Below are 21,645 nucleotides of genomic sequence, written 5' to 3'. Positions count from 1 at the left end.
GGCACGAAGACCATCGCACACATGAAGAAGACTACGAACGATAATGCAAATGGAAAACTATCGTTATATGAATATTGAACCAATTGGATAAATGTTAGAAGAGCGATTGAGAAATAAGCGGTTTGTCGCCATGAGAAGCTTAGTTCCCATATCTTAATCGGTCGACGTTCTTTTTCTGTGTCAAAGGGCATTGCAGTACGCATTATCAGATGACCCCCTTTTCCTGTGACCCTAAAATTTAAGCCCTACGCTGGGTAGGGCTTAATTCTTGAAGTTATCTTATTGGTTAACAATCCATCCAGCGAGTGAATTCATTTTCGCAAGAACGACAATACCGAGACCGGCGGATAATAGACAAGCAACTGCAATTCCCCTTTTTTGTGCATTACCCATGGAGAAGCCAAGCATAATCGCTCCAACTGCAATCGGAATGAGGATTAGGCCGATACCGATAATACGGAGATTGGTTACCCATCCATCTACTAACTTATTCACGTCTGTACCTGAGGTTCCCGCTTTAAGGTTGTCCATGGTTGGAACAACAGTGGTATCTGCAAATGCAGAAGTAACGGCAAAAACGTTGAATGCTACAAATGCAACAAACAATAAAACTAATACCTTTGAACTAAAACCCTTCTTTTTCATCTGATAGTCCTCCTAGATAATGTGTCTTTCATCCTGATCTGTCTACATTTCATTCACTATCATCCTAGATAACGACAAAATTTGCTGGAAATGTAGGAAAATTAGCCCAATCTGCTTTCTATCATATACCATCTCCCCATAATCTGACAATGCTTATGTGTGTAAAATACACACATAGCAAGTGCAAATTTTACATTTTTATGAAAAAATATATTGAAAACCTAACCCTCCAGACTTATAATAAGGAATACAAACATATGTTTGTAGGGATTAGGGAGGAGAAACTTATGTTAGATCATACATTCTACCAAGCAGTAAAGGTTATATATGCAGCCGGACCAGATTGGGCGGTCATCAGCGTATTTGTCCTAATTATATTGATTGCACTTTATTGTGTGCTTGCCTCAAAGGTAAACCGATTACTTCATGCTGGGATTGCCGTGTTCGTATGTTTGCTGGTGACGTACATGCCATGCGTATGGTTTCCACAAATATTAGAAGGTATATATTTGAAGTTGGGTTTGATTACGCCTTGGTATCTCGAGACTGTCCCTAAAATAATCGTCTTCCCTACCCTCTGGCTACCAGCTATTTTAGTACCCATTGCGTTATGGACTGTTTGTGTAATGGTGGCAGATACCCTAGGAGGGAAGCCACTTTTGACAAAGAAAATAATCGCTCGTAATCATGAGAATGCACTTGATATTAATCGTCAAATGGTTGAGCAATGGCGTTTAGAAAAGCAAGAACGTGAACGATTGAAAGAAGATCCGGCCGGGCTTCATTAAGAAGTCGGCCGTTTCTTTTTTTTGGCATTCAGACTTTACGGCTGAGTAGAAAATCCAATCACCTATTGTTGCTAACAACCCATACTTCACATGTGTTGCAAAGGTCTGATTGTGAGGGTATTAATTTCTTTTCCCCGCAAAAGTAACAATGTTTGAACATATATACTTTTTTCACTCTGTATTGAGCAATGTTTTCACACAAAAGAAGGAATCTTACTATAAACACTTCAATTCTTTTGTTCACATCAATCACCTCTGTGAAACATGGTTCTCATAAGAGAAACCTTGATCAATCAAATTGGTTAACCATGTTGCAAGAAATTCGTTAAGCTCCTCTTGCTCATGTAAGTCAACGACATCGTCTTCATCGTATGCGTCCCGATAACTATACATATCCTGATATGTGGCAGCATCTGCCGTCTCATCTTCGGGATTGATGCGTATTTCCATATCGGGGTCAGCTATAAGATCACCGTTTAAGCGGTAATAGTGCGTCATACTAATGATATTTGTTCCAATCACTTCAATAACCAGATCCATAAATGGTGTTGATCGAAGTTTGGTAGAACCCGATTCCCCTATTAAAAGTTCCTTCAAATTGCCACCGAGTAACTGATTAATTTTTGAATAACGTTCATTTGCGTTCATGTATATTCCTCCAGTAGTCCCCTCTCACACCGAGAGGACAAGAATGTTAACCTTGTCATGCCCGGTGTGAGGGCAATTACCTTATGGAAGATCTGAATCAGTAGAGATTGTTAACAATGAAACGTTCGTTATGTTTATTCGATTACCCCCATCTTGCCTCCGTACTGGCTAGGCATATCTAAGAGCATCACTATGTTATAAATTTCAGTTACGACTAATTCTAAATCGTTGACGTACATGTTAGGCACATCAACATTCTTTAGGTATTCCACATCGTTGATGACCTCAGGTATGAACCAAAAGGTTTGAGCGCTCCCAAAATCCCCTCCAGAAAAGGTGCAGTAAATGCGTCCGCCTGATACTCGATAGGTATTTATGAAATTGCTTTCGTAGGATCGGACAATATAGTCCTTGTCCTCGATCAACTCAGAAACCAAAAGTGTTTTTTCTTCCTCTAGACTCAATCCTTCGATTTGCCCAGTTCCTTTGCACAGTTCACATTCTGAATTAGCAGTTTGAAAATCCTCGTCTTTGCACTCACAACGAAAACTCATTCTAATCATCTCCTGGTAGTCCCCTCTCACACCGAGAGGACAATTTTGTCAAACTTGTCATGCCCGGTGTGAGGGCTCTTACCTTATGAAATTGTTATATTCTAGTTGTATTCATCCAGCTGGCCAATGAAATCATCGAGTTTTAGATCGAATCTCTCATCATGCTCATAAAGAATGACATGGGTCTGAAGTGGGTTAAATCCTTTAACTGAAGCCGGCCCCCAGCCTGTTAAAATTTGCTTTCCAAAATATGAACGAATGCGTTTTTTCATTTGTGTAAGTTGGGAGTTTGGTCCAAGCTGCTCAACGATCTTTAGGAATAAGGGAAATGTAAATTCATATACTCCCTCTGAATTAGATGCAATAAACTGATCTTTCTTCAGTTGTAAGAATGTATATATACCATCCTTACACTCGATCGTATCTCCATTCTTTAGGCTCTTTAGTGCTACCTTAATCTCGGCAATAACGGAATCTGCATTTTTACTGACGAGTTCAGTAATGATATTCTTGTTAACAACCAGTAGCTGAGTTCCACCGTCAACTGGTTTACAAATGACGGTCGATTTTTCGGTACGTATGTAAATGTATGTCTTGTTGTTTCTCAACCGAATTAAATCGCCTGGTTCTAGTGTTTTTAGTATCAGCTTATCCATACTTCATTTCCTCCTTGACCCCGCCTACACCACGGGGATTATTAATAAAAATCCGCCCGGTGTAGGGGTCGTCAATATGAAGTTAGATGTTGATACTACTTTTCAGTTGCAATTCTTTTACACGTTTCCTGTCAGCGCTGGGCACCCACACTTTATCCTGGAATAGGGTGTTGCAGCGTTCTTGGATGGCAGCAAGCTCGCTAGGCGTAACGTCATAGATTATCTCTGAGTAGTCGCCACGATACGTGCTGTCCTTATCGTTTAGGATTCCGTTTGGTTTGAGGGCAAATAAGTCATCTACTTGAATTGGGGTTGGTTTTAACTCCTCCCGCTTCAGGGAGAAACCTTCTTTCTCCCAGCATTCCAAGATAAAATCAATCTCGTCTTCATCGAGTAATTGGAATCCATCTTCTAAATATCCACTAACAAGCTCTGCATGAAGCAAACCTTGAAGCAACATCTTGCGCCCAACGATGGAAATTGGACCAGGCGTATAGCGCCAAATGCTATCCTCAGTTCCGGCATCTAGTTCCAGATACTCAATCTCCCCTTTTAGCTTTCCATGTACCCTTTTTCGGAGAGGGAGGCGAAATCTGGCATCGTTACGTAGGTCGTAAAGAGCGACTTTCCATTTGTAGAGTGGAAGAACTTTTGCATCACCTTGGTTATAGAGGTTTGCAAGCATGTTATCCTTCCTACCGATGTGGCAGCATGTGTAACATCCGAATCGACTGCCTCCACAACTGGAAGTCTGTTTACCTGTTGGTGCAGTAAGTTCACATTCACCACCATTACTAGCGTTGTAGAGCGCCAGTAATTCACTGGTCTCCGATCCCCATGCGAGCCTTCCACGATTGAGAAGATAATCCCAAACATCATCCGTCTCAAAATCTACGATAGGATGATATACGAGGATACGTGGATGATCGGAATGACGAGCAAACTTATCGTCAAGTGAATGCTTTGCGATGCTGGCCTTCCTTTTCGTGCTTTCAGAATTACGAACTCCTAAGAACATGATGGCATCGTAGTCATCAAGTACCATACGATCAGCCATGATACGATTCACAATTTTCGTCACAGGATCGAGCTTTGTCTTATCAGAACACCACCTGAACCGGCTACTTTCCGTTGGTGGTGGATTTCCAAAGCCAAGTACCTGAGATAAAAATCGTTTATCCATATCTGGCTCCGAGAGATGAACATATATGGGTAGATTCTGTTCACGGGCAGCCTGCTGAATCTTTCGTACGTAATTCCGTACGTGATTTTCAAATGCCGGTATTTCAACTCCTGTGACGCTGGTTACTACATGAAGCGGCTTTGTACGTGCTTCAGGAGGAATCTCCAGAATAGCACGCCAAAGTAGGTCCAACTGCATGGAGCTATCCTTACCATGCGACGTTGGGGCGATCCATACTCGGCTGTCCCTCATATACATGACTTTTAGTTCGTCAATGATAGACCGAGAATTTGCATTTACGTTCTGTTCTTCCTGAAGTTCAAAGATATTTATCATCGTTCCCGCTCCTCTCATATTGGAAAAAATAATTGGCCAGTTTCTTGGTCAATATAGTATTCCAATGGAGTGAATGGAGTGGGAGTTAATGCAGCAGCAGCCGGTTGTTCTGCCTTTTCTGGCATAACAGGCAAAACTTTATCGAAGTATAACTCGACTGCTCTCAGAAACCTATCGTCCTTCGGATAGACTGGTGATTCATAGTTGGCGTCCAAGAACGAAGATCGGATCCCTTTCACCTCAAACAGATAAAGCTCAAAGGAGCGGGCGAAGACTTCGGTCCGACGAAGATAATAATCTGAGTTGAACTTTGTCTTTCCTGTTCATCGGACAACAAATGGATCATCAAATGGTAAAGTTAGAATTGCGCGTCGTACGGATTGTTCGTACTTCTCGTACAAGTCCAAGAAAGAAAATTGATCACTTAGACGGTCGAATTTAGTACCAAATTGATAATCGATTTGATGCGCGCTTTCGTGCATGTAGCTTGATATTCCATCCAAGTCTACTAGAGTTGCCTTGAATCCTGGAAAGAACAAGCCCGAAGCCCGGTAGTTGCCTAGTTTGCGAATTCGGAAACTATGATCAGGAGCCAAAGGCAACTGAACAATGCTCGTCATACGCCTAAACTCCGTTTCAATTTCAGTGAATTTTTCCAAGTCAACGTCGGCATCCAGCTCCACCGTTCCATAATGAGTTAAAAACGCATTACTACTCATACGGCTTAGTGTTTTCTGTGGTATGTTCTTCTTGAGCTGCCAAACTCTCGCGTAGGTATCATTAGATTCTTCGCGATCATCAGCGTCATCTTGCAGGCTGCAGATCTCTTGTAGGAATGGATAGAGAGCTAACTCGTAAATCGATCTAAGGACATCAGGCTCAGTAAGCATCTTCTCCCATGCGCCTGTGACTTCACATAGCACATCCCATACGCCATTCGGGAAAATGTTGTATAGGTCTATGACTTTTTCTGCATTGGGGTCATGCACATCAGTGCAGAGATCCTGTACAAGCGTTATAAGCATCTCTGGTCCCACTAAATTAACAGATGATTGCGAACTTCGTTTCGCAACTGCAATCACCTTACGGGCAAGTTCTCTTCGGACATAGGCCAAATGAGCCTGTGCATAATTCAGTAGCGAATTCTTCAATAACACGTCTGCCAAGAATGAAGGGACATCGATAATCTTGTAATATTTACCGATTTTAGTAAACCCAAGACTTGAGCCGTGTTTTTTGTGTGAAATATCCGCACCGATCGCTCCGTATGCTTCATCATATCCAAGCAACCCATCTTTAACTACGACCTTGATACCATTGCTCTCAATGAATGAATCGGAGGCTTTTGAAAGATGTCTAACAATCGCCATAGGGCCGTAAGATTCAATTTTGCCCCTAATTGGCTGAAAACTGACTTGAATAGGACCATAAGATACCTTTGCAAACAATTCTTCCGTAATAGGAATCTTTTTCATCCTACGTCGAAGTGCCTGATCTGCTATCTTCTTTTGTTCCGCATAGGTATCTTCTCTAGAAATTCTGATTCGAAGATCACTAAAAATCTCGGAAATATTTCTTTGCTTCATACGTTCCTGGAGATATTCTTCCTTCGATTTTCTTACACTGTCAACGCGATTAAGCTCTGCAGTAACCATATACATCATCCTCCTAAGGTGTTGATTAATGTCCGAAAACGACAAAAAGACCCTAAAGGGAGCTTTACATGGGCATAGTTCGCCTATGTTCATATGCTCACCCTTAGGGTTGCTTAACTTGCGTAAGGTCGGACAAAAATTCTGCCTTTATTATATCACGCTGCCTAGAAAATAGGAAGGAATAAAAGAAGCCACCAAATTTGGATGGCTAATTCTTATTATGGTATTTCGTAAAAAAAAGCTTTTATTCTGTCATCTGCTCGTTTCAGGTAATCTACGAGTTCTGTCTCTTTGATTTGCTCTAGGTAGGAGCGGGCTTCCACTCCGACCAACGAAAGACTTATATAGATATGCTGCAACATTGCCGTATCATTTGGTTTTTCACGCCAAAACTTTTTCATTAATACAGCAAAGTCATCTTCATCCCTCTCACGTAAGTGGGAATAGAATCTCTGCAGATCGTCCATGTTATTGCAAATCTGAAAGATGTCATAAGACGACATATATGAGCGAATAACAAATCGGTCTGACCGGGAAGCCTCTACATCTATAAAGAAGCCTTTCCAAGGTTTACCCCAAAAAATTCCTGCTTTTGGAACAAATCCATTTGCCAGTAACGACAACTTCATAAAGCCACGGTTTCTGACTACCTCTGCTCTCTCTATGTAGGATTTCCCATTATCAGGCGCATTACTAAGCTCTAGAAGATCGTCGTATTCTGTTTCAGTTATCTGCAGGAGATATCGCTTATCAATCGTCCTTGCACTGAAACAAGGCTCATTATAGACTTCCATTGTCGTGTCTTCTTCACTGTGCTTATCTGGGTTGTGAAAGTAGATCCATAAGTACTCATCACTATTTGAATCAATATTTAAGTAATGACGAGATGTTCTGTACTCTTCCCAAATAGCGTAATTCTCTCCGACAGGATATACCCTAACGTAAGCATTATTAACCTTAATATTGATTCCCGAATATATCTCAACTTCACTTGAACGAAATGCATCAATCTCCTCATCATAATGATAAGTAGTGTGTTGAGAGTCTATAAAGGGATTCAACTGCTCAATAAGGGCTCTTGTGAATACAGGATACGTACTTCCATTTGAAAAGCAACTAAATTTAACATCACTTTTCGCATGCAGGCAAAAAGTTGCCTGACGGTAGAACAAATTCGGGTGTAATGGAAGCTGTTGCTGCTCCTCTGTTGACGGTTCTTCCTCTTCAACCTCGGGCTTGATGCTTACTCTTTGAATATCGCCTTGCGGGAAGGATAAATAGGCGTCCTGACGGGCCTCTTCATACCTGCCAACGAAAGTATATTCGGATTCAGTTTCATTCTTCAAATATACAATGATATTCCATGACTTGGACATATAGTGTTTCCTCCTGAGAATAGCCCCCAAAGGAGGGGGCTAATAAATTTTGCTCCCCTCCAATGGATGGAGGAATTACATTAAGTTTTAGACGAAAAGCTCAACGATCGAATAATCGGGATCTGGACTCTGACAATCTAAAGGCTGATGCAATATATTGTTAATGTAGTTTCGTGTATACTCCTCACCGCGTTTTCTTAATATTGCCTGAAAACTAATGCTATCGAAGACGACGTGATCTAAGATTGCAAGATATTCATTGCCGCCATCCACTTGTTGTATTAACGCAAGGTTTTCGAAAGTAAACGCATTTCCGACGCACCAATTCCCCTGACTAAACTTTTCAATGAGCTCATCTATGGATGAACATTCGTAAAAGCTACTGGAGCGGGTAAATGGCGGGTCATTAGCTACACGAATCCAGGGATTTTGCATGCCTTTTAGATACCAGATATCCTTCATTGCTTCTTTGCCGCACAACATGCAAAATGCAATGTCATGGACGAGATTCCGATATGATGGCTTGTTGGTGCTAATTTGATTCCCGCACGAACAGCATGAGCTTTTCTCAATACCTTCTCGCAAAAAAATGAGCTGCGACATAGTTATTTCTCCCTTCGCCAGTTGCCCAGGATATCTGTTATGACTGGGGCTGGACGCATAGTGTATTAGGCCATAGATTGATTTTGACTTAGAATGGATAATCTCTTTAGTCGCCGATTCAGGAAATCCTGATTCTGCTTCTCCTTCTCGATTTCCATAACAACATAGCGCTGCTGAACATCTACAATTTTGCGGAATTGATTCACTTCCGGTCGATGTAGATATCCTCGTGCACAGCATTCTTCAAGACTTCCCGAATCAACTCTCGCACATTGGATTAAAACAGCATCTCCAAACAGAGATAAAACAGCTTCCGGATCACAAGTAGCCTTTTTCTCCAAATATGAGAACGAACCGAAATCGTATTGTAATTTCCGCTCTTTTTGTAGATTGGGGCATTTGAGTGCTGCAGCACGAGCGTTCTGATAAAGGTTTTCAGCAACATGTAACCGACCTTTAGCAGCTCTCCAAGCATTAGCCTGATCTGAAAAACTGGCATCTCTGAGCCAAGATACTTCGCTTTCGACGAAAGATACATCAACGCGCGAAGCTTTCTTTGGGTGGAATTGCACGTATGGCTCTCCTGGCACTAGATATCGTTTGAGTGCCTTAATTTGAACCTCATCCAAATCTTTTATATCCACATCGGCGATGACTGGCAGTATGCCTAAGTCGAGTAAATGTTCATTTAAGCCTATGTGATTTGTCTGGTATACGTTGTACCTCATAATCTTTCCAACGACACCGGCATCTTTCCACTCCATACGCGAACTTCCGTCCGCCATTTGACTCTCCCTAAGAATTTCCTGAATACGATCGACACGCGCCTCTGCGATCTTGAGCTCCTGGTAGTTACCCTCTTCGATAAACCGCTTGATCCTCTCAATACTCATTGGTAAACACCTCCGAGTAAGGTTGAAATGCGTTCTCGTGATGGATCATCTAAGATAAGGCAACGCTGCGTGCCAAGATCGATTTGCTTATCAGATACCAAAGTTCCGTAGAAATTTGACCAGACTACTTCTCCATAAGGCTCAATTGCAGATGGAAGGTGAGGAGTATCTTCACTACGCCTTAATGTGTAGTAAGATAACTCGTCCAATCGTAGTGCAGCAGGCAGCACCCAATCATGTACGAGAACTTTCGCTTCGGAATAAACCTGAGGTTGTTTCAACCTACCGAATTCCAAACGCAGCCAATTCTCATTCCGATCGAAAAGGAATCTCCGGACACCATTGAGTTCAATAGCAATACCAGCCATAGATCTTAAGTGCAACAATGAAGGCTGATATACTAATCGAGCTATTAATAAATGGGTTGATGGTGTCATGTCATCGAATCCAAATAGGTCTGCTGTGCTTCGAGCCCCAATGCAATCAAATAGAAAGGGGAAATGCTCGAGAGTCGCCTTTTTAGCAACCACGCTGAGGTCTTCAGCAAGATGAGCAAGTTCTGTTTTCAATCGGAAATATCGGATAATAGATGATTCAAGAGGCTGGAATCGCTCACAGTCAATGTAGTACCTCCTACCAGATAGTAGATCTTCCCCGCCATCGAGAACGATAATGTCTTCAACAGAAGCGGGTCGGCCCTGATACTGCTCAGAAAAGGTATGACTGAACGAGTGATACAAACCATCAAGAAGCACTTCTGTTGTAGATGCTGTCTCCAATCCAAGAACAACCGTTGATCCTGTCCATGCCAGCTCATACAGCTGGTATAAGGATGATTCGGATAACTCGACGCGAAGAGAGACAAATGATCGTCCGCCGTACCGTTGAATAAATTCTGGTTTCATTAGGAAAAGGGATACTGTTTTCATATTATGGCGCCTGTCGGCTACCTCCTTTTGTCATATAAGAGCAAAAAAGAAAAGGGGCGGAGATACCGCACCCTTTTCGCTTACATGCTTATTGTTCCCAAGGCATGCTGCCATTGCCATTGGAATTACCTCTGCCTCCACCGCCGGCACCCGCGCCACTATAGCTGCGCGTACCGCCTTGGTTGCCATAATTGCCGGAATTATTGTTGCCGTAACGCGCGTTATTGTTACCACCGCTACTGCTTCCACCTCGATTTCCATTACCGTTACCGCCGGTTCCGCTACTTTGGCCACCACGATTACCGTAAGTTCGATTTCCGCTACCTTGTCCTTGAGTGGAACGGTTGCCTCCACCGTTACTGTAGTTGCCACGGTTGCTGCTGTTTCGTTGGCCGCTTCCATTACTATTACTTTGATTTCCACCTTGGTTGTAGTTGTTTCGGCTGCCTTGAGCGCTGCCGTTTGCTACACCCTCCGGAGGAGCATCTAGGTATTGAATGTTCTTTGCCACGATTTCAGTTACCCAGCGACGATTTCCTTGATCATCGTTGTATGTGCGAACCTGTATACGTCCGTCAACAAAAATTCTCCTACCTTTGCGCAGATACGTGTCTGCAGAAACAGCAAGGTCATTTTTACAAACGATTGGGATGAAATCAGCCGTATTCCCATCATTGAGATCCACGGTGCGATCAACTGCGAGAATGAAATTCGCAACTTTGAAATCACCCATATCCTTGAAATCCGGATTATCGACTAGGTTTCCTACAAGCTCTACAGCATTACGTTTAAACATATAAATTACCTCTTCCTTATCCTGCCTCCCTTAAAGGTGAGGCCTTACGGATCATAATTACGATGCCTTGCGGATGTTCGTGGCTACAAATTTCCCAGCTCTCTCCTCGTAAAAAACTTCACAAGGGTCACCCTGGTTCAGCCCGATCTCATCCATAAGCTCCATCAGTTCGCCCACAACGGCCACTTCGATGATCTCCTCACCAATCTGGATATCCATAAGGTAATAAGCACCTTTGGAACCCTGTTCAGCACGTAGATCCTTAAATATTGGGATCGGAAATTCTTCCGGATCGCCTTTGGTCTCTCCATGATTACCGTCAGGAAACATCATGGGAGACTCTTCACCCGCGTACACATAAAGACCGAGACCATGAAGGGCTATCGCCTTCACTAAGCAGCGTTGAATCGAAGTGTTGATGTCCATCGCTGTTGGCTCAAAAAGTGTACCTCCGAATTCATCCATGACCGGTAACAAACTGGAACGCCTATCCCCTTTCACTGTGACGGCCATTTCAACGAAGTATCCGACCTCAGTTCTCAGGTATGGCAAAACGAAGTTACCGCGCTCATCTGGAAAACGGACGACCTCATAAGTGGAGTCTGGGTATTGTCGCCTAAGTTCTGAGTAGGCATGAACCCAAGGAACATAGTTCAATGAGTCATGCTTCTGCTCGATAAAGGCACCTACATCCACGGTTGAAAGATGCTTGAATACAGAATCCAAGTTACTTCCTCCTTTCTGCATATTGCAGTCAAATATATAGAAAAAGCCAAGAAAAAGCAGAGACACTTGGTCACTGAATTCCCTTGGCTTCACCTATCGAGAACGCAAAAAAGCCCTACGTTTTCCTCCTTTCCAAGACAAAGAAATGTCTTGACATAAGAGCAACCCGTAGGGCGCTAAGACTTGAACAAAAGGTGCTTAGATAATCATGTGTAAATGATAGCATATAAGATTGGGAAAGACAACCAATTATATGATTTGAAACACGATGTATTCTACATGAAACAACCTCTTAAATATTCCCATGATCGATGATTTAAGTATTATATTTACTTCTCTCTTGCCACTAACTTTCCAAATTCCCAGCGGTTCCACGATGGATCGATCCGTTCTGGCTTGATGCATTTGTCGATAAATTCGTTATCCAAAGTCAAATAGACGGAAGGATCATCTGCCTGCTTAATATAGCGTACTATCCATCTACGTGCATCCATAATACCTGTTTGGTCTTCAGACAAGCTCTCTTGCTGCTTACCGGGAAGTACTATATGAATCTGGTAGTTTTTTTCTATGTTAGCGTTCTTTGTGATGACAAAGTAAGGCTCATCATGTCTAGCCTTCCGCCCGCTTGTTCTATACTTTGGCATGCCGCTAGAGGGGCGCGGAGACTTAAGGTCCATAATGATCGCCGCAAATTGTTCGATCAAAAAAGCTAACGTTGAGTCTACCTCTGCCTCTTCCAAGAACCGAGCGATCTCCTTCCATGAGACCTCGATTTCTTGGCAACTTGTTGAAAGCTTTCGTCGATGAGCTGAAAATTGTGCCTCGTCAATTGTGCCGGTCACTTTGAATTCAAAGAGAATAGTTACGTTCTCCCCCACAACCCAAGCATCCGGAATAGAGTCGGAATTGTTCCTCAGCTCATTCTTTTTTCTGGGAAAAGGTGCTATCGCGAGCAGGTACTCAAAATCCCTCGGTGTAACCCCTGCACTCTCTGAGAAAAGGACGTATTGTGGCTCCCCAAAATTCAATTTATCAGCCTGCGGAAGAAACTTCTGAGAAAACTGTTTGAGCAATCGTGAATTGTCGAGTGAGAGTAAAGTCATCAGTATATTGCTGTAGTGATTCTCTTTCTGCTTATAGTGATTGAATATATTCATACGTCCCTCCTATAAGTTGTGTCTGAGACAGGTTAGAGCTGCCGTCTCCCATTTGAGACAGCAGCTTAGATTCTTTTCTCCCCACAAAACGTGTTTTTGCGTATCCTGGTTCAAAATATTCGTCGTAGACAACGCGCCGTTTTTGCTCACGCCTCTATAGGGACTTGAGACACATGCATGTATACCGCCACTTCTCACCTTTGCCAAGTATGCTTAATGGGGATCCTATTTTGAAGTCTGAGATATTTAAGCGAACAACTCACTAACGCGCAACCCGGCGTAGGATTCTCCACTATTCCTACTTGAAGTACTACGGCTGCGTGGATGCTAAGTTATTGGATCACCAGTACGTACTACTTCGTTTGTTCGCTGTATTTATTCCTTAAGCAAATGTGCTGGCGCGCATGAAGGTACGTGATAAGGTACAATTAATCGGGGAAATCTTTTCATTGCTTCCAAATCTTCCGATTCCATAGGCAAGTTGCATTTCTTACACAGAACCACTTCTGCTTTGCCACGGATCCCTTTTTTCTCGTAGATACCGAGGTCTTCCCAACCCATTTCGTAGGAATCAAACCCATTCCGGGCTGCCTCTGCAAAGGCCCGATCCACGGCATTGGCAGCACCGAGGTTATCAATAGCACAAAAACCGTACCCATCACGAAACGTATCCCCGAAATAGATACGAATGACGACTTTAGCAAAGGTATCAGTTACCTGGTACTCACGAATCTCTTTTTTATAATGTTCGCCGGCAATAGTATTGGCCCGATTTTCATACCACTCTACCGGGATGAATAGTTTATTGCTATTTTCACGTTGAGCCGCAGGCGGACGTTCAAACTTCGCCTTTAGCTTTGGCCACATATCCTGCCAGTTCCACATGTGGACGTCCTCCTTCTCCGTATCTTGGAGCGCTAACGCACCGATAAAATAGACGCGCACCTGCAGATACTCTAATCCATTTTCTTCGTTTGAACTCTACAATACTTGCAGTAAGCCTTTCTTCCGCCAACTCCCTTTGCATCAGTGTGGTATTCGGTCAACACTTTTAACTGACCGCAGCCAGCGGAATGCTTGGCGTCTACTAGCTTACCTTCTTTATCATTCAACTTGATTACTTTTACTCGGTGACGAACGTTTTCTTTTATTTTGATTCTTGCCGAATCCACTTCTTCCATCCCCTTGGGTGATTCTATTAACACTGTTTATTTAATAAAGTTAATTTTGCCGTATTTATCGATGTAGTTGTGTAATGATTTATAAAATGTAAGCGCCTCATTGACTTTATCAGGAACGCTTTGTAGTAACTTTTTAAAATATTCAGTACCGGTATCGGTTATCTTGCAATAATGGTTATGGCGCTTATCTTCGTTGTCCCAATAGCGTGTTATATATCCTTCTTGCTCCATAAAGTCTAATCGCTTTGACATATACGAAACGTTGACACCGACTCCTTGTAGTTTCTTAACCATCAACTCATCGAGCTCACGAACGTACCTGGGCTGTTGGGAAATTTCCGCGAGTACGAAAAAGTCAATGAACTCCTGAACTTTCAAAATACGACTGACTTTGTTCGTCTTATTTACAGATTCGAATGGTCGTTTTCTATGCAACACCATTTGTACACGTTCCTTTCTTGGATTCACTGATTGCATGTTGTAGGGCACTGCTAGTTAAGATTTCCTCCTGCAGAAGGATAGGCAATAACGATTCAACACAATTCCGTCTTTCGTCCAAACAGGAGCGGGTTTGCTCCATCAGATCATTAAGGATGTTTTGGCATTCCGTCATGGCAGCTTCATGAGTAAGCATCTCCATTTTGACAATTCCAAGACGAGTTAGTCCAGATCTAATCATGGTTTCTACAATCTGCAGAGCATGATCAAAGTCCTGACGTGAACCTGTGCTTCGTTCTCCATAGAATATTTCTTCCGCTGCAGCCCCGGCAAGAGATATCTTAATCTGTTCTTCCAAGTCTGACTTACTATATACGTTAGTATTTTCCTTCGGATTTTGGCGAACGTAACCCATGGTCATTCCTCGAGGGGAAAGAGAAACCTGATTAACGGATCCGGGACGAAAAGTCTCTGCAGCGATTGCGTGACCGAGTTCATGAATAGCAATGCGTCGACGTTCTTCTTCGTTGGTTCTCCGATCGCTCGTTTCCCCGAGCAAGACCTTATCGATGGCTTGGGTTAAGTGGCACTGCTCAATTAGTTCTTTCTGTTCACGGAAAGCATAGACCGCGGCTTCATTCATGAGACTCTCGAGTTGAGCGCCGGAAAAACCAAACGTTTGGTCCGCAATCAAATCAAGTATTACATCCACCGAGAGGGGTTTATTGAGCGCATGGATACCAAGAATTTGCAACCGACCTTGCTTATCGGGTAAATCAATTTGAATTTGCCGATCAAAACGTCCTGGTCGCAATAATGCATCATCAAGCATATCCTTTCGGTTCGTTGCGGCTATCATGAAAATGCGAGGAAGATCTTGGCTGAAGAGCCCATCCATCTCGGTTAGCAGCTGATTCAATGTCTGATCTGCTTCTTTTGCATGAGTTGTTGAATCACGTTTCCCGCCAAGAACATCGATTTCGTCGATAAAGATGATCGCTTTTCTGCTTAATAGTTAACTGACGGGCTTCTTTAAAAAGGCCCCGGACGCGGCGCGCGCCAACCCCAACATACATTTCAACAAAGTCACTTCCAGCTGCATATAAAAATACTGAATCAGTGTAATGCGCAGCTGCTTTTGCAAGAAGTGTTTTCCCTGTGCCAGGCGGACCGGCTAACAAAATCCCTTTTAACGGGCGAATGCCGTAACGACTCAGATCGTCCCCATGAACGAGAAAATCGAGAGCCTCCATCAGCTCCCGTTTTGCTATTTCTTGTCCGCCGATTTCATCAAATGATAATAGCTCAGGCATCTTGGCGACCCCTGCTGCGCCGATCATTCCGCGCCCATGGAATACATTATAAAGCACGGAGGCAATGAAGATAGATGTCAGTACCATTATCATGGCCAGCGGATCTACTTCGACCACAACGATAAGATATAGTAACAAAGAACCAAAGGCGCCGACCATAAGTTCTTTCCAATTTTTTTTGATCATCTGAGCACCCCAATGTATTACGGATTCCGAACAAACTGAATGAATTTCGCGTTGCTTGAGTTGGACAATGTAATATAAATAAATCTTTCGTCTACTTCGGTTCCAGTGTGAATACTCCCATCCTGATGGATGCTTTGTAGAAGTTTTGGGATATCCGAGTAATTATTGCTATCAATTGCCTGTGTAACCGGCAAACTTGCCGAAGTCCAGTATGCATTTAGTGCATCGTCGGGCTCGTTTGTTGGCAATACATAAAGTGTACGCCCACGGACGACCGAATTTAAATCCTTATTGATCTTTGCGTAGATATCCTTCATGCTTGCCGCTGGGCTGAACTTGGCTCGAATGACTATTGATTGATTTCCTACTTTGTAAGTATACGACTCAATGCCTGCCAGCTGGCTCAGGCTGCGTTCGATTGGCACTTCGTAGGTAAAGTGTTGATATGTTAGATGCGCAGCTCCTAAAAGGAGTGACGTGCAAGCAAAACTAATTATGGTTGGCCAAAAGCGAATCGAAATCATAAGCAGCTCCTTTTACCGTACGACTAGTTGCCAATTCTTCCGGAGGAAATAACCGCCATTGATCCAAACTGCATCAGCATCAAATTTTTCAATAAAGCCACCATATTCGATGAGTTCCCCATGTCTATGAATATCAGTCCATAAACGGAACCAGATTGCATTTTGAAAGTCAGCATCTGTTTGAAGTTGTTTGCCTTTTGCGTAAGCAGAGGGAAAATCAGGCATACGGATGTCCTCCTATTCGTAAGTACTCAAATCATATGGGACAAGGAGTGCTTCGTTTGATGTTTTAACCGCGTCTATGTACCAGGATTCTGAAAGGGATAATATCTTTGAGACGAGAAGCGACCAGAGTGCATGTTCTTCTGAGCTCAACTTGTCCCATGTGACGCAATCTGCAGGATCTTTCATTCGTTCATGAGATAAGATGTGATGAAACCATACAATCGGTTTTCCTTGCGACAATCGCACAGAAGTTCCAATTCGGTACTGGTGAGCCTGCTCTTCGCCAGGGAGATAGGACACAAGAGAAATATAGAGAAAGAACTCTGGCGACCCGCTTCGTACTTTGGAGAAGCGATCTTCATCCCAGAAAGATAATAGTACCCACTCCACTTCGGCATCATCACCAAGAGCTTCGGAGAGGTAGCGGTAGGTCTGCTCATCGGGAAGGACCATAGACACTGCTTCAGCTGCAGCACGAACGCCGAAGGCCTCCTTAACAATCGGGAATATTTCAGATGCTTTCCCTTCAAGGACCGAGCGGATAAATTGTATTAAGACTTCTTCGTTCATCAAGATAGGTCATCCTTCCTATTATTTTCAGGTAGCCATAATTGAGGTAGCCTAGGGTGTGGCACTGAGGTGTAAAAAGCAATGTCTGCCACACAACGCTAGAGATATTACGGCGACTGGAACAGCCCCCATTCATTTAACGACCAAATAATACCTACGGGAACCTTTGTTCCATTCTACTAAAAAGGAATCGCTTTGTCTATACTTGCATATGAGTGTCTTATTACAACGCCATGTGTAGCAAGGGTTTTCTTTGTGTCTTCTTCCCGCGTCCGTTCGCCTGCTCGGCCGTTCGGGTCTCTCCCCTGCTCATGCTTTTATTCAATCTCCTTTTTCCTCCCTACCTGCTTGATCCCGTCCCCTCTTTCCTCCCCATATCCTATTCCAGATAACCTACATTTAACTCCTCCCACGTTCTATTCACTTTTAATCGATGCTGCTTTGTTCTATCCTCCTTATTAGTGCATTTTTCATTTCCCTTGCTTTTTTCTTTTAAAACGATTTTCCGACTCGCGCCGCCGCCCTGCCGCCCTGCCTGACTTTCGTATCCAGATACGTGAGATATACCCGGTTAGGTCCATCGTATCTAGATGAGCGGAAAGAAAGGATATAAGGAGAAGTCGGAAGAGACAAAACATAAAAAACGGTATCAAGGGTGGCGGAATTATCGACGGAAGGAGTCTGGAAGCGGGTGGCAGGATAAGGGATGGTGTCGAAGGTAAGGACGTAGAAGCTAAGCGTAGCAAGGGGTTGTAATAAGACACTCATCTTTAATAATTTGACTTGATCAAAATCAACTATCCATAAACTAACTTGATAAATGTCGGACGACAAGAACCTTGTCCGATTGTGCGCAGATCCACCAGCTTAGTGGCTACCCAGAATGTATTCCATCCATGTCCCTAGTAATGAAATCATAAAATTGGATTTCATGCGTTTTTAAAAAAACGAACAGCAGAAAACAACCGCTAAGCTGCTTTTCTGCTGAATATGTTTCCTCATCCATCATATAGTTAGTTATTATCGTTGTCGTTGTGACTTACCTTTAACTGCAGCCAACCTTCACGTATACTCACAGGTTTATCTACCGGGAATTCTTTTGCATCAATTGGTTTAATTGGGAATGACCTCGTTTTCCAATCTCCAGTTGAAGTCACGAATCTTTCAACCCAATTCCACTCTCCAAGCGTATCATTGGGCTTTGGATAATAAATTTTTTCCAAGCGATCTTCCGTTATGATATTCGTTAGTATTGGCCCTCCTTGGAACAGTACTTCCAAATTTCCCTTGTTATCGTTTCGGAACTTGTCAGGCAGTTCTAGTCTTTTGACCGGAAGCAATCCTGAGTATATATGTGCTTTCGCACACGGGTCTAAAAGCATCGTGATGTATTTCTTTTGTTGATATAGTCCTATCCGAAGATAAGATTCCACATTGCTGTCCTGCGGATCAGGCTGCCCGATCACTTGAATATAAGGACTTGACTCGCGATCCGGTCCAGTATAGGCGTGTACTGCATAGAACTTGGAATAATCCTCCCCTTCGTAATAACCTAGCACCCCGTCTTCAGTCATTTCGGCATTTCCAATCCCCATAGGCAGCTCCAAACGATAATACGGATGACGATCCCTATCGGCGTTAAAGTCATTCTTGGGATCAATTACCGGCAGGTCAGGAGTGTCCAATTCCCAGAATACCTTCGATCGAACTAACGCTAAAGGTCTCCCTAAATAGACTGCAACCGTCTGGCTGAATGATCGGCCTTTTGGGTCGATCATCCACAAGGTCTCGTCAATTGTCTGCATAAAAGCAAGCAGAGCTGAGCCGCCCGCGGATGTAATACCGATCAGGTAGTCGCCTAATACCCGATAAGTATCTTTCAGATGATTGAGGTCTCTATAAAACACATCAGGGGCTAGTTCCCACCTAGCCGACATCTCTTGACCGCTCCCTGAAATTCTGATCTCGCCGAGAACTTTTCCCTCGGGAGAATATATCAGAAGTCCGCGATCCAAGTGATTTGGCAATATCCATCCGCACACCGGGTTTACTTGATCATCGATATGAACTTCCATCAAGTCATTCTGTGCCGATACCCAGTTGAAATTCATGCGCATCGCTTGAGCGAGTCTCGGCTTTAGTTCTACAACGCCAACTAGATCCGGCTCAGTCATTAACGACTCGGCTACTAAAGGTTCTTTTGCTGCTAAATTGACTGTTTCCACTTGTCCGAACCGGTCGATGATATCCAACTTCTCTATCTTTAAATGCCCTGCAATCACGGGTTGAAAGTCAGGTGCTTGACCAGAAAACGCGTAATCTGCCGGCTTCATTCTAATTGCTTCTTCGCCCAGAATTTCTTCCAGTCTTGCTGATAGTGGATGAGCCTTCAAATCTCTGAGTATGAACTGCTCAATTAACCCTTCCAATGGTTGTGACAGCACTTTCCATTTACTTAAACGATCTTCAAACGAGATGGCATGATTGGTCGATAGGGCCAAGTCTTTTTTGAACTGATTGATCCGATCCTTGAGGTAACCAACAGCCTGTGCACCTAGACATATTCTTCCCCGTATTTTCTGTGAATGGCCTGACATCGGTTTTGCTATGCATGTATAATCTTCCCCGTTGAATTTCCAATGACTGGCGTCGAACGGCATAGGAAACCACTTGATTTCCCACTCCAAAAAAATAGGCTCCCAAGGCTCACTCCATGGAACCGTCTCACCCATGTCGAGCAAATCTTGCACCGCTTCATATAAACCGTGAGGCAATCCCCTGTATTCTCTAGGAAACCGATTTTCCCTCCTGTATTGTGCGATTCTACATGGAGGCAGGGCGGCTTCTCGAGTAGGCAAGGTCTGCTTAATTCCGGTAATTAGGACAGCAGGATCTTGTGGCCGCCAAAACCGAGAAAGGTTGACGGGTATCAATTGTTTGTCCGGGTACTGGGAGTGAAATTGCTGATACATCCCCCAAACCGTTCTAGACTGTCCAGGATAGGTATCTAACTCCCCCCTTAACCGAGCTCCGTAAGAAAGCAATTCACCATCATGGCTTATATCTCCATCCCATTTCCACCAGACATCATACACTTCTTGCCTCATGTTCCTGACGTATCTTCCTTTTTGGTCCAGTTTCATTTTTGCTTTGTTCAATTCAGACACCGCGCGGTCAGCACTGTCGCGTGACGGGTCAGGCAAAACATTCATACCGTTTCCAGTACCATTTTCATTTTCTCTATAACTCCAACTCCAAATCCATCCACCCGGTATGCCTTCGAATCCGGTTTGATGAATATGATCATCCAAAGAGTCTGCTCCATCCGGATCTTCGAAAGAACGCAGTAGATTGTACATGTGGGATTCCAACAGATTTGAAGGTGCCAATATATCATCATCTTCAGTGAATGCTCCCAAAAGCTCATTCAAAGCATCAGCTGAAGTCAAACCAATCGAAACCAAATGCGGGATCTGCAGTGGATTCGAAGAGGATGTATTGTTCCTGTTCCAGGCAATTCCCTTCACTTGTCCGTAGACAAAGGTCTGATTCGTCAAAGGCGGATTGTCTCCCACCTCCCAGTCTAATTCACTTAATCTGTTTTTCAGTTCGTTTACTGTTCGGATTTCGTTCAATGGATCTTGATCCGAATTGGCATACCACCCTATAATTAAATAATTGATTTCTGCTTCGTTTATCCTGTCCAGCGGGTCCACCATAGAGAATACATCTTTACAGTTCGGTTGGAATATAGCAAAGGTGTGATCTCCCGGTCCCATTATAGTTAATTCATTAAGGTAGTTAACCCCCCAGCGGCCATCGCCCCATTCCGTAGAGGGGATAGTGAGTCCTATTCGCGCGTGTTCGGACCAAGGACTCCCTGCGTCTTCAAAACGATGAATTGCATTGCTCTCAACGATCCAATAACTGGTTCCAGGGTTGTCAGATCCAAGGATCTTCCGAACGACAAGCCAGCGGTTTGGTACGGTTCGAAATTCGTAATCTCCGTCTGATTCAACGCCAGTGCGAAATGCTTTGGGCAATGTCCAATGCAGGTACATCCCCAAATCGTTCGGACTTATTTCAGTTGTAATGAATGGATCTGGTTCTGGCGATAATTTCTCATAGTCCATTGTAAAACGTCTGAAGGTTTGCTGCTGTGCAGCTACATTTACCGGCAGTGCCTCTACTGCCATAGGTACAAGACAAATATTCTTAAGTGCCATTTGTACAACAAACTCCTTTTTTCATTCACTTTAA

21 protein-coding genes and 2 pseudogenes are annotated in these 21,645 nt (G+C 43.4%); 1 reads left to right on the top strand and 22 read right to left on the bottom strand.

The genetic code is table 11. The features are described 5' to 3' along the window. Positions 1-279: 279 nt before the first annotated feature. Positions 280-645 carry a hypothetical protein gene (locus tag QFZ78_RS01735; RefSeq protein ID WP_307544880.1) on the bottom strand — a complete coding sequence of 122 codons (366 nt, stop codon included), beginning with the start codon at positions 643-645 and terminating at the stop codon, positions 280-282. 287 nt (positions 646-932) lie between these two features. Here QFZ78_RS01735 and QFZ78_RS01730 point away from each other — a divergent pair, with 287 nt between their 5' ends. Then, the gene (locus QFZ78_RS01730) at positions 933-1,433 is read left to right on the top strand and encodes a hypothetical protein (RefSeq protein ID WP_307544878.1); all 501 of its coding nucleotides are present in this window, start codon (positions 933-935) and stop codon (positions 1,431-1,433) included. A gap of 249 nt (positions 1,434-1,682) precedes the next feature. Here QFZ78_RS01730 and QFZ78_RS01725 read toward each other — a convergent pair whose 3' ends face one another. The 21 genes and pseudogenes from QFZ78_RS01725 to QFZ78_RS01630 all read right to left on the bottom strand — a co-directional run bounded on the left by QFZ78_RS01725 (position 1,683) and on the right by QFZ78_RS01630 (position 21,611). Next, positions 1,683-2,081: a DUF6908 domain-containing protein gene (locus tag QFZ78_RS01725; protein WP_307544876.1), complete on the bottom strand. Its 399-nt coding sequence runs from the start codon at positions 2,079-2,081 to the stop codon at positions 1,683-1,685. 134 nt (positions 2,082-2,215) lie between these two features. Further along, positions 2,216-2,635 (bottom strand): hypothetical protein, encoded by a 420-nt coding sequence (locus QFZ78_RS01720; RefSeq protein ID WP_307544873.1) that lies wholly within the window; start codon positions 2,633-2,635, stop codon positions 2,216-2,218. 101 nt (positions 2,636-2,736) lie between these two features. After that, positions 2,737-3,291: a hypothetical protein gene (locus QFZ78_RS01715; protein WP_307544871.1), complete on the bottom strand. Its 555-nt coding sequence runs from the start codon at positions 3,289-3,291 to the stop codon at positions 2,737-2,739. Between the two features lie 82 nt (positions 3,292-3,373). Then, a complete protein-coding gene (locus QFZ78_RS01710; protein ID WP_307544870.1) occupies positions 3,374-4,810 on the bottom strand; it encodes a phosphoadenosine phosphosulfate reductase domain-containing protein in 1,437 nt (478 codons plus the stop codon). Between the two features lie 14 nt (positions 4,811-4,824). After that, positions 4,825-5,106, bottom strand: a pseudogene (locus QFZ78_RS38335) (hypothetical protein); the annotation flags it as partial. A 27-nt stretch (positions 5,107-5,133) separates the two neighbouring features. Next, positions 5,134-6,465 carry a hypothetical protein gene (locus QFZ78_RS01705; protein WP_307544868.1) on the bottom strand — a complete coding sequence of 444 codons (1,332 nt, stop codon included), beginning with the start codon at positions 6,463-6,465 and terminating at the stop codon, positions 5,134-5,136. A 218-nt stretch (positions 6,466-6,683) separates the two neighbouring features. Continuing rightward, positions 6,684-7,841, bottom strand: a complete 1,158-nt coding sequence (locus tag QFZ78_RS01700; protein WP_307544866.1) for a hypothetical protein — start codon at positions 7,839-7,841, stop codon at positions 6,684-6,686. An 87-nt stretch (positions 7,842-7,928) separates the two neighbouring features. Next, entirely contained in the window at positions 7,929-8,444 is a 516-nt protein-coding gene (locus QFZ78_RS01695; protein ID WP_307544864.1) for a hypothetical protein, read from the bottom strand. A 65-nt stretch (positions 8,445-8,509) separates the two neighbouring features. After that, positions 8,510-9,337, bottom strand: a complete 828-nt coding sequence (locus QFZ78_RS01690) for a hypothetical protein (RefSeq protein WP_307544862.1) — start codon at positions 9,335-9,337, stop codon at positions 8,510-8,512. Next, the gene (locus tag QFZ78_RS01685) at positions 9,334-10,266 is read right to left on the bottom strand and encodes a hypothetical protein (RefSeq protein WP_307544859.1); all 933 of its coding nucleotides are present in this window, start codon (positions 10,264-10,266) and stop codon (positions 9,334-9,336) included. The genes QFZ78_RS01690 and QFZ78_RS01685 overlap by 4 nt, the downstream gene beginning before the upstream one ends. A gap of 88 nt (positions 10,267-10,354) precedes the next feature. Further along, positions 10,355-11,062 (bottom strand): single-stranded DNA-binding protein, encoded by a 708-nt coding sequence (locus QFZ78_RS01680; RefSeq protein ID WP_307544857.1) that lies wholly within the window; start codon positions 11,060-11,062, stop codon positions 10,355-10,357. A 57-nt stretch (positions 11,063-11,119) separates the two neighbouring features. Then, the gene (locus QFZ78_RS01675; protein WP_307544855.1) at positions 11,120-11,788 is read right to left on the bottom strand and encodes a Sak single strand annealing protein; all 669 of its coding nucleotides are present in this window, start codon (positions 11,786-11,788) and stop codon (positions 11,120-11,122) included. Between the two features lie 329 nt (positions 11,789-12,117). Continuing rightward, positions 12,118-12,948: a hypothetical protein gene (locus QFZ78_RS01670; RefSeq protein WP_307544853.1), complete on the bottom strand. Its 831-nt coding sequence runs from the start codon at positions 12,946-12,948 to the stop codon at positions 12,118-12,120. Positions 12,949-13,323: 375 nt separating this feature from the next. Next, a complete protein-coding gene (locus tag QFZ78_RS01665; protein WP_307544851.1) occupies positions 13,324-13,833 on the bottom strand; it encodes a hypothetical protein in 510 nt (169 codons plus the stop codon). A gap of 71 nt (positions 13,834-13,904) precedes the next feature. Continuing rightward, positions 13,905-14,120, bottom strand: coding sequence for a hypothetical protein (locus QFZ78_RS01660; RefSeq protein ID WP_307544849.1), 216 nt, complete (start codon positions 14,118-14,120; stop codon positions 13,905-13,907). A 36-nt stretch (positions 14,121-14,156) separates the two neighbouring features. Then, positions 14,157-14,570: a PadR family transcriptional regulator gene (locus QFZ78_RS01655; protein ID WP_307544847.1), complete on the bottom strand. Its 414-nt coding sequence runs from the start codon at positions 14,568-14,570 to the stop codon at positions 14,157-14,159. Beyond that, positions 14,557-16,066: pseudogene (locus QFZ78_RS01650) on the bottom strand (AAA family ATPase). The gene QFZ78_RS01655 and the pseudogene QFZ78_RS01650 overlap by 14 nt, the downstream one beginning before the upstream one ends. A gap of 17 nt (positions 16,067-16,083) precedes the next feature. Then, on the bottom strand, positions 16,084-16,590 hold the full coding sequence (locus QFZ78_RS01645; protein ID WP_307544845.1) for a hypothetical protein: 507 nt from the start codon (positions 16,588-16,590) through the stop codon (positions 16,084-16,086). A 12-nt stretch (positions 16,591-16,602) separates the two neighbouring features. Further along, entirely contained in the window at positions 16,603-16,815 is a 213-nt protein-coding gene (locus QFZ78_RS01640) for a hypothetical protein (RefSeq protein WP_307544842.1), read from the bottom strand. A 12-nt stretch (positions 16,816-16,827) separates the two neighbouring features. Further along, positions 16,828-17,388 (bottom strand): hypothetical protein, encoded by a 561-nt coding sequence (locus tag QFZ78_RS01635; RefSeq protein WP_307544840.1) that lies wholly within the window; start codon positions 17,386-17,388, stop codon positions 16,828-16,830. Positions 17,389-18,398: 1,010 nt separating this feature from the next. Beyond that, positions 18,399-21,611 carry a hypothetical protein gene (locus tag QFZ78_RS01630; protein ID WP_307544838.1) on the bottom strand — a complete coding sequence of 1,071 codons (3,213 nt, stop codon included), beginning with the start codon at positions 21,609-21,611 and terminating at the stop codon, positions 18,399-18,401. Positions 21,612-21,645: the final 34 nt, after the last annotated feature.

Source organism: Paenibacillus sp. V4I5 (assembly GCF_030817255.1).
Lineage (GTDB): Bacteria > Bacillota > Bacilli > Paenibacillales > NBRC-103111 > Paenibacillus_E.
The sequence above is the reverse complement of the archived record's forward strand: the minus strand, read 5'-3'. Positions and strand labels throughout refer to the sequence as shown.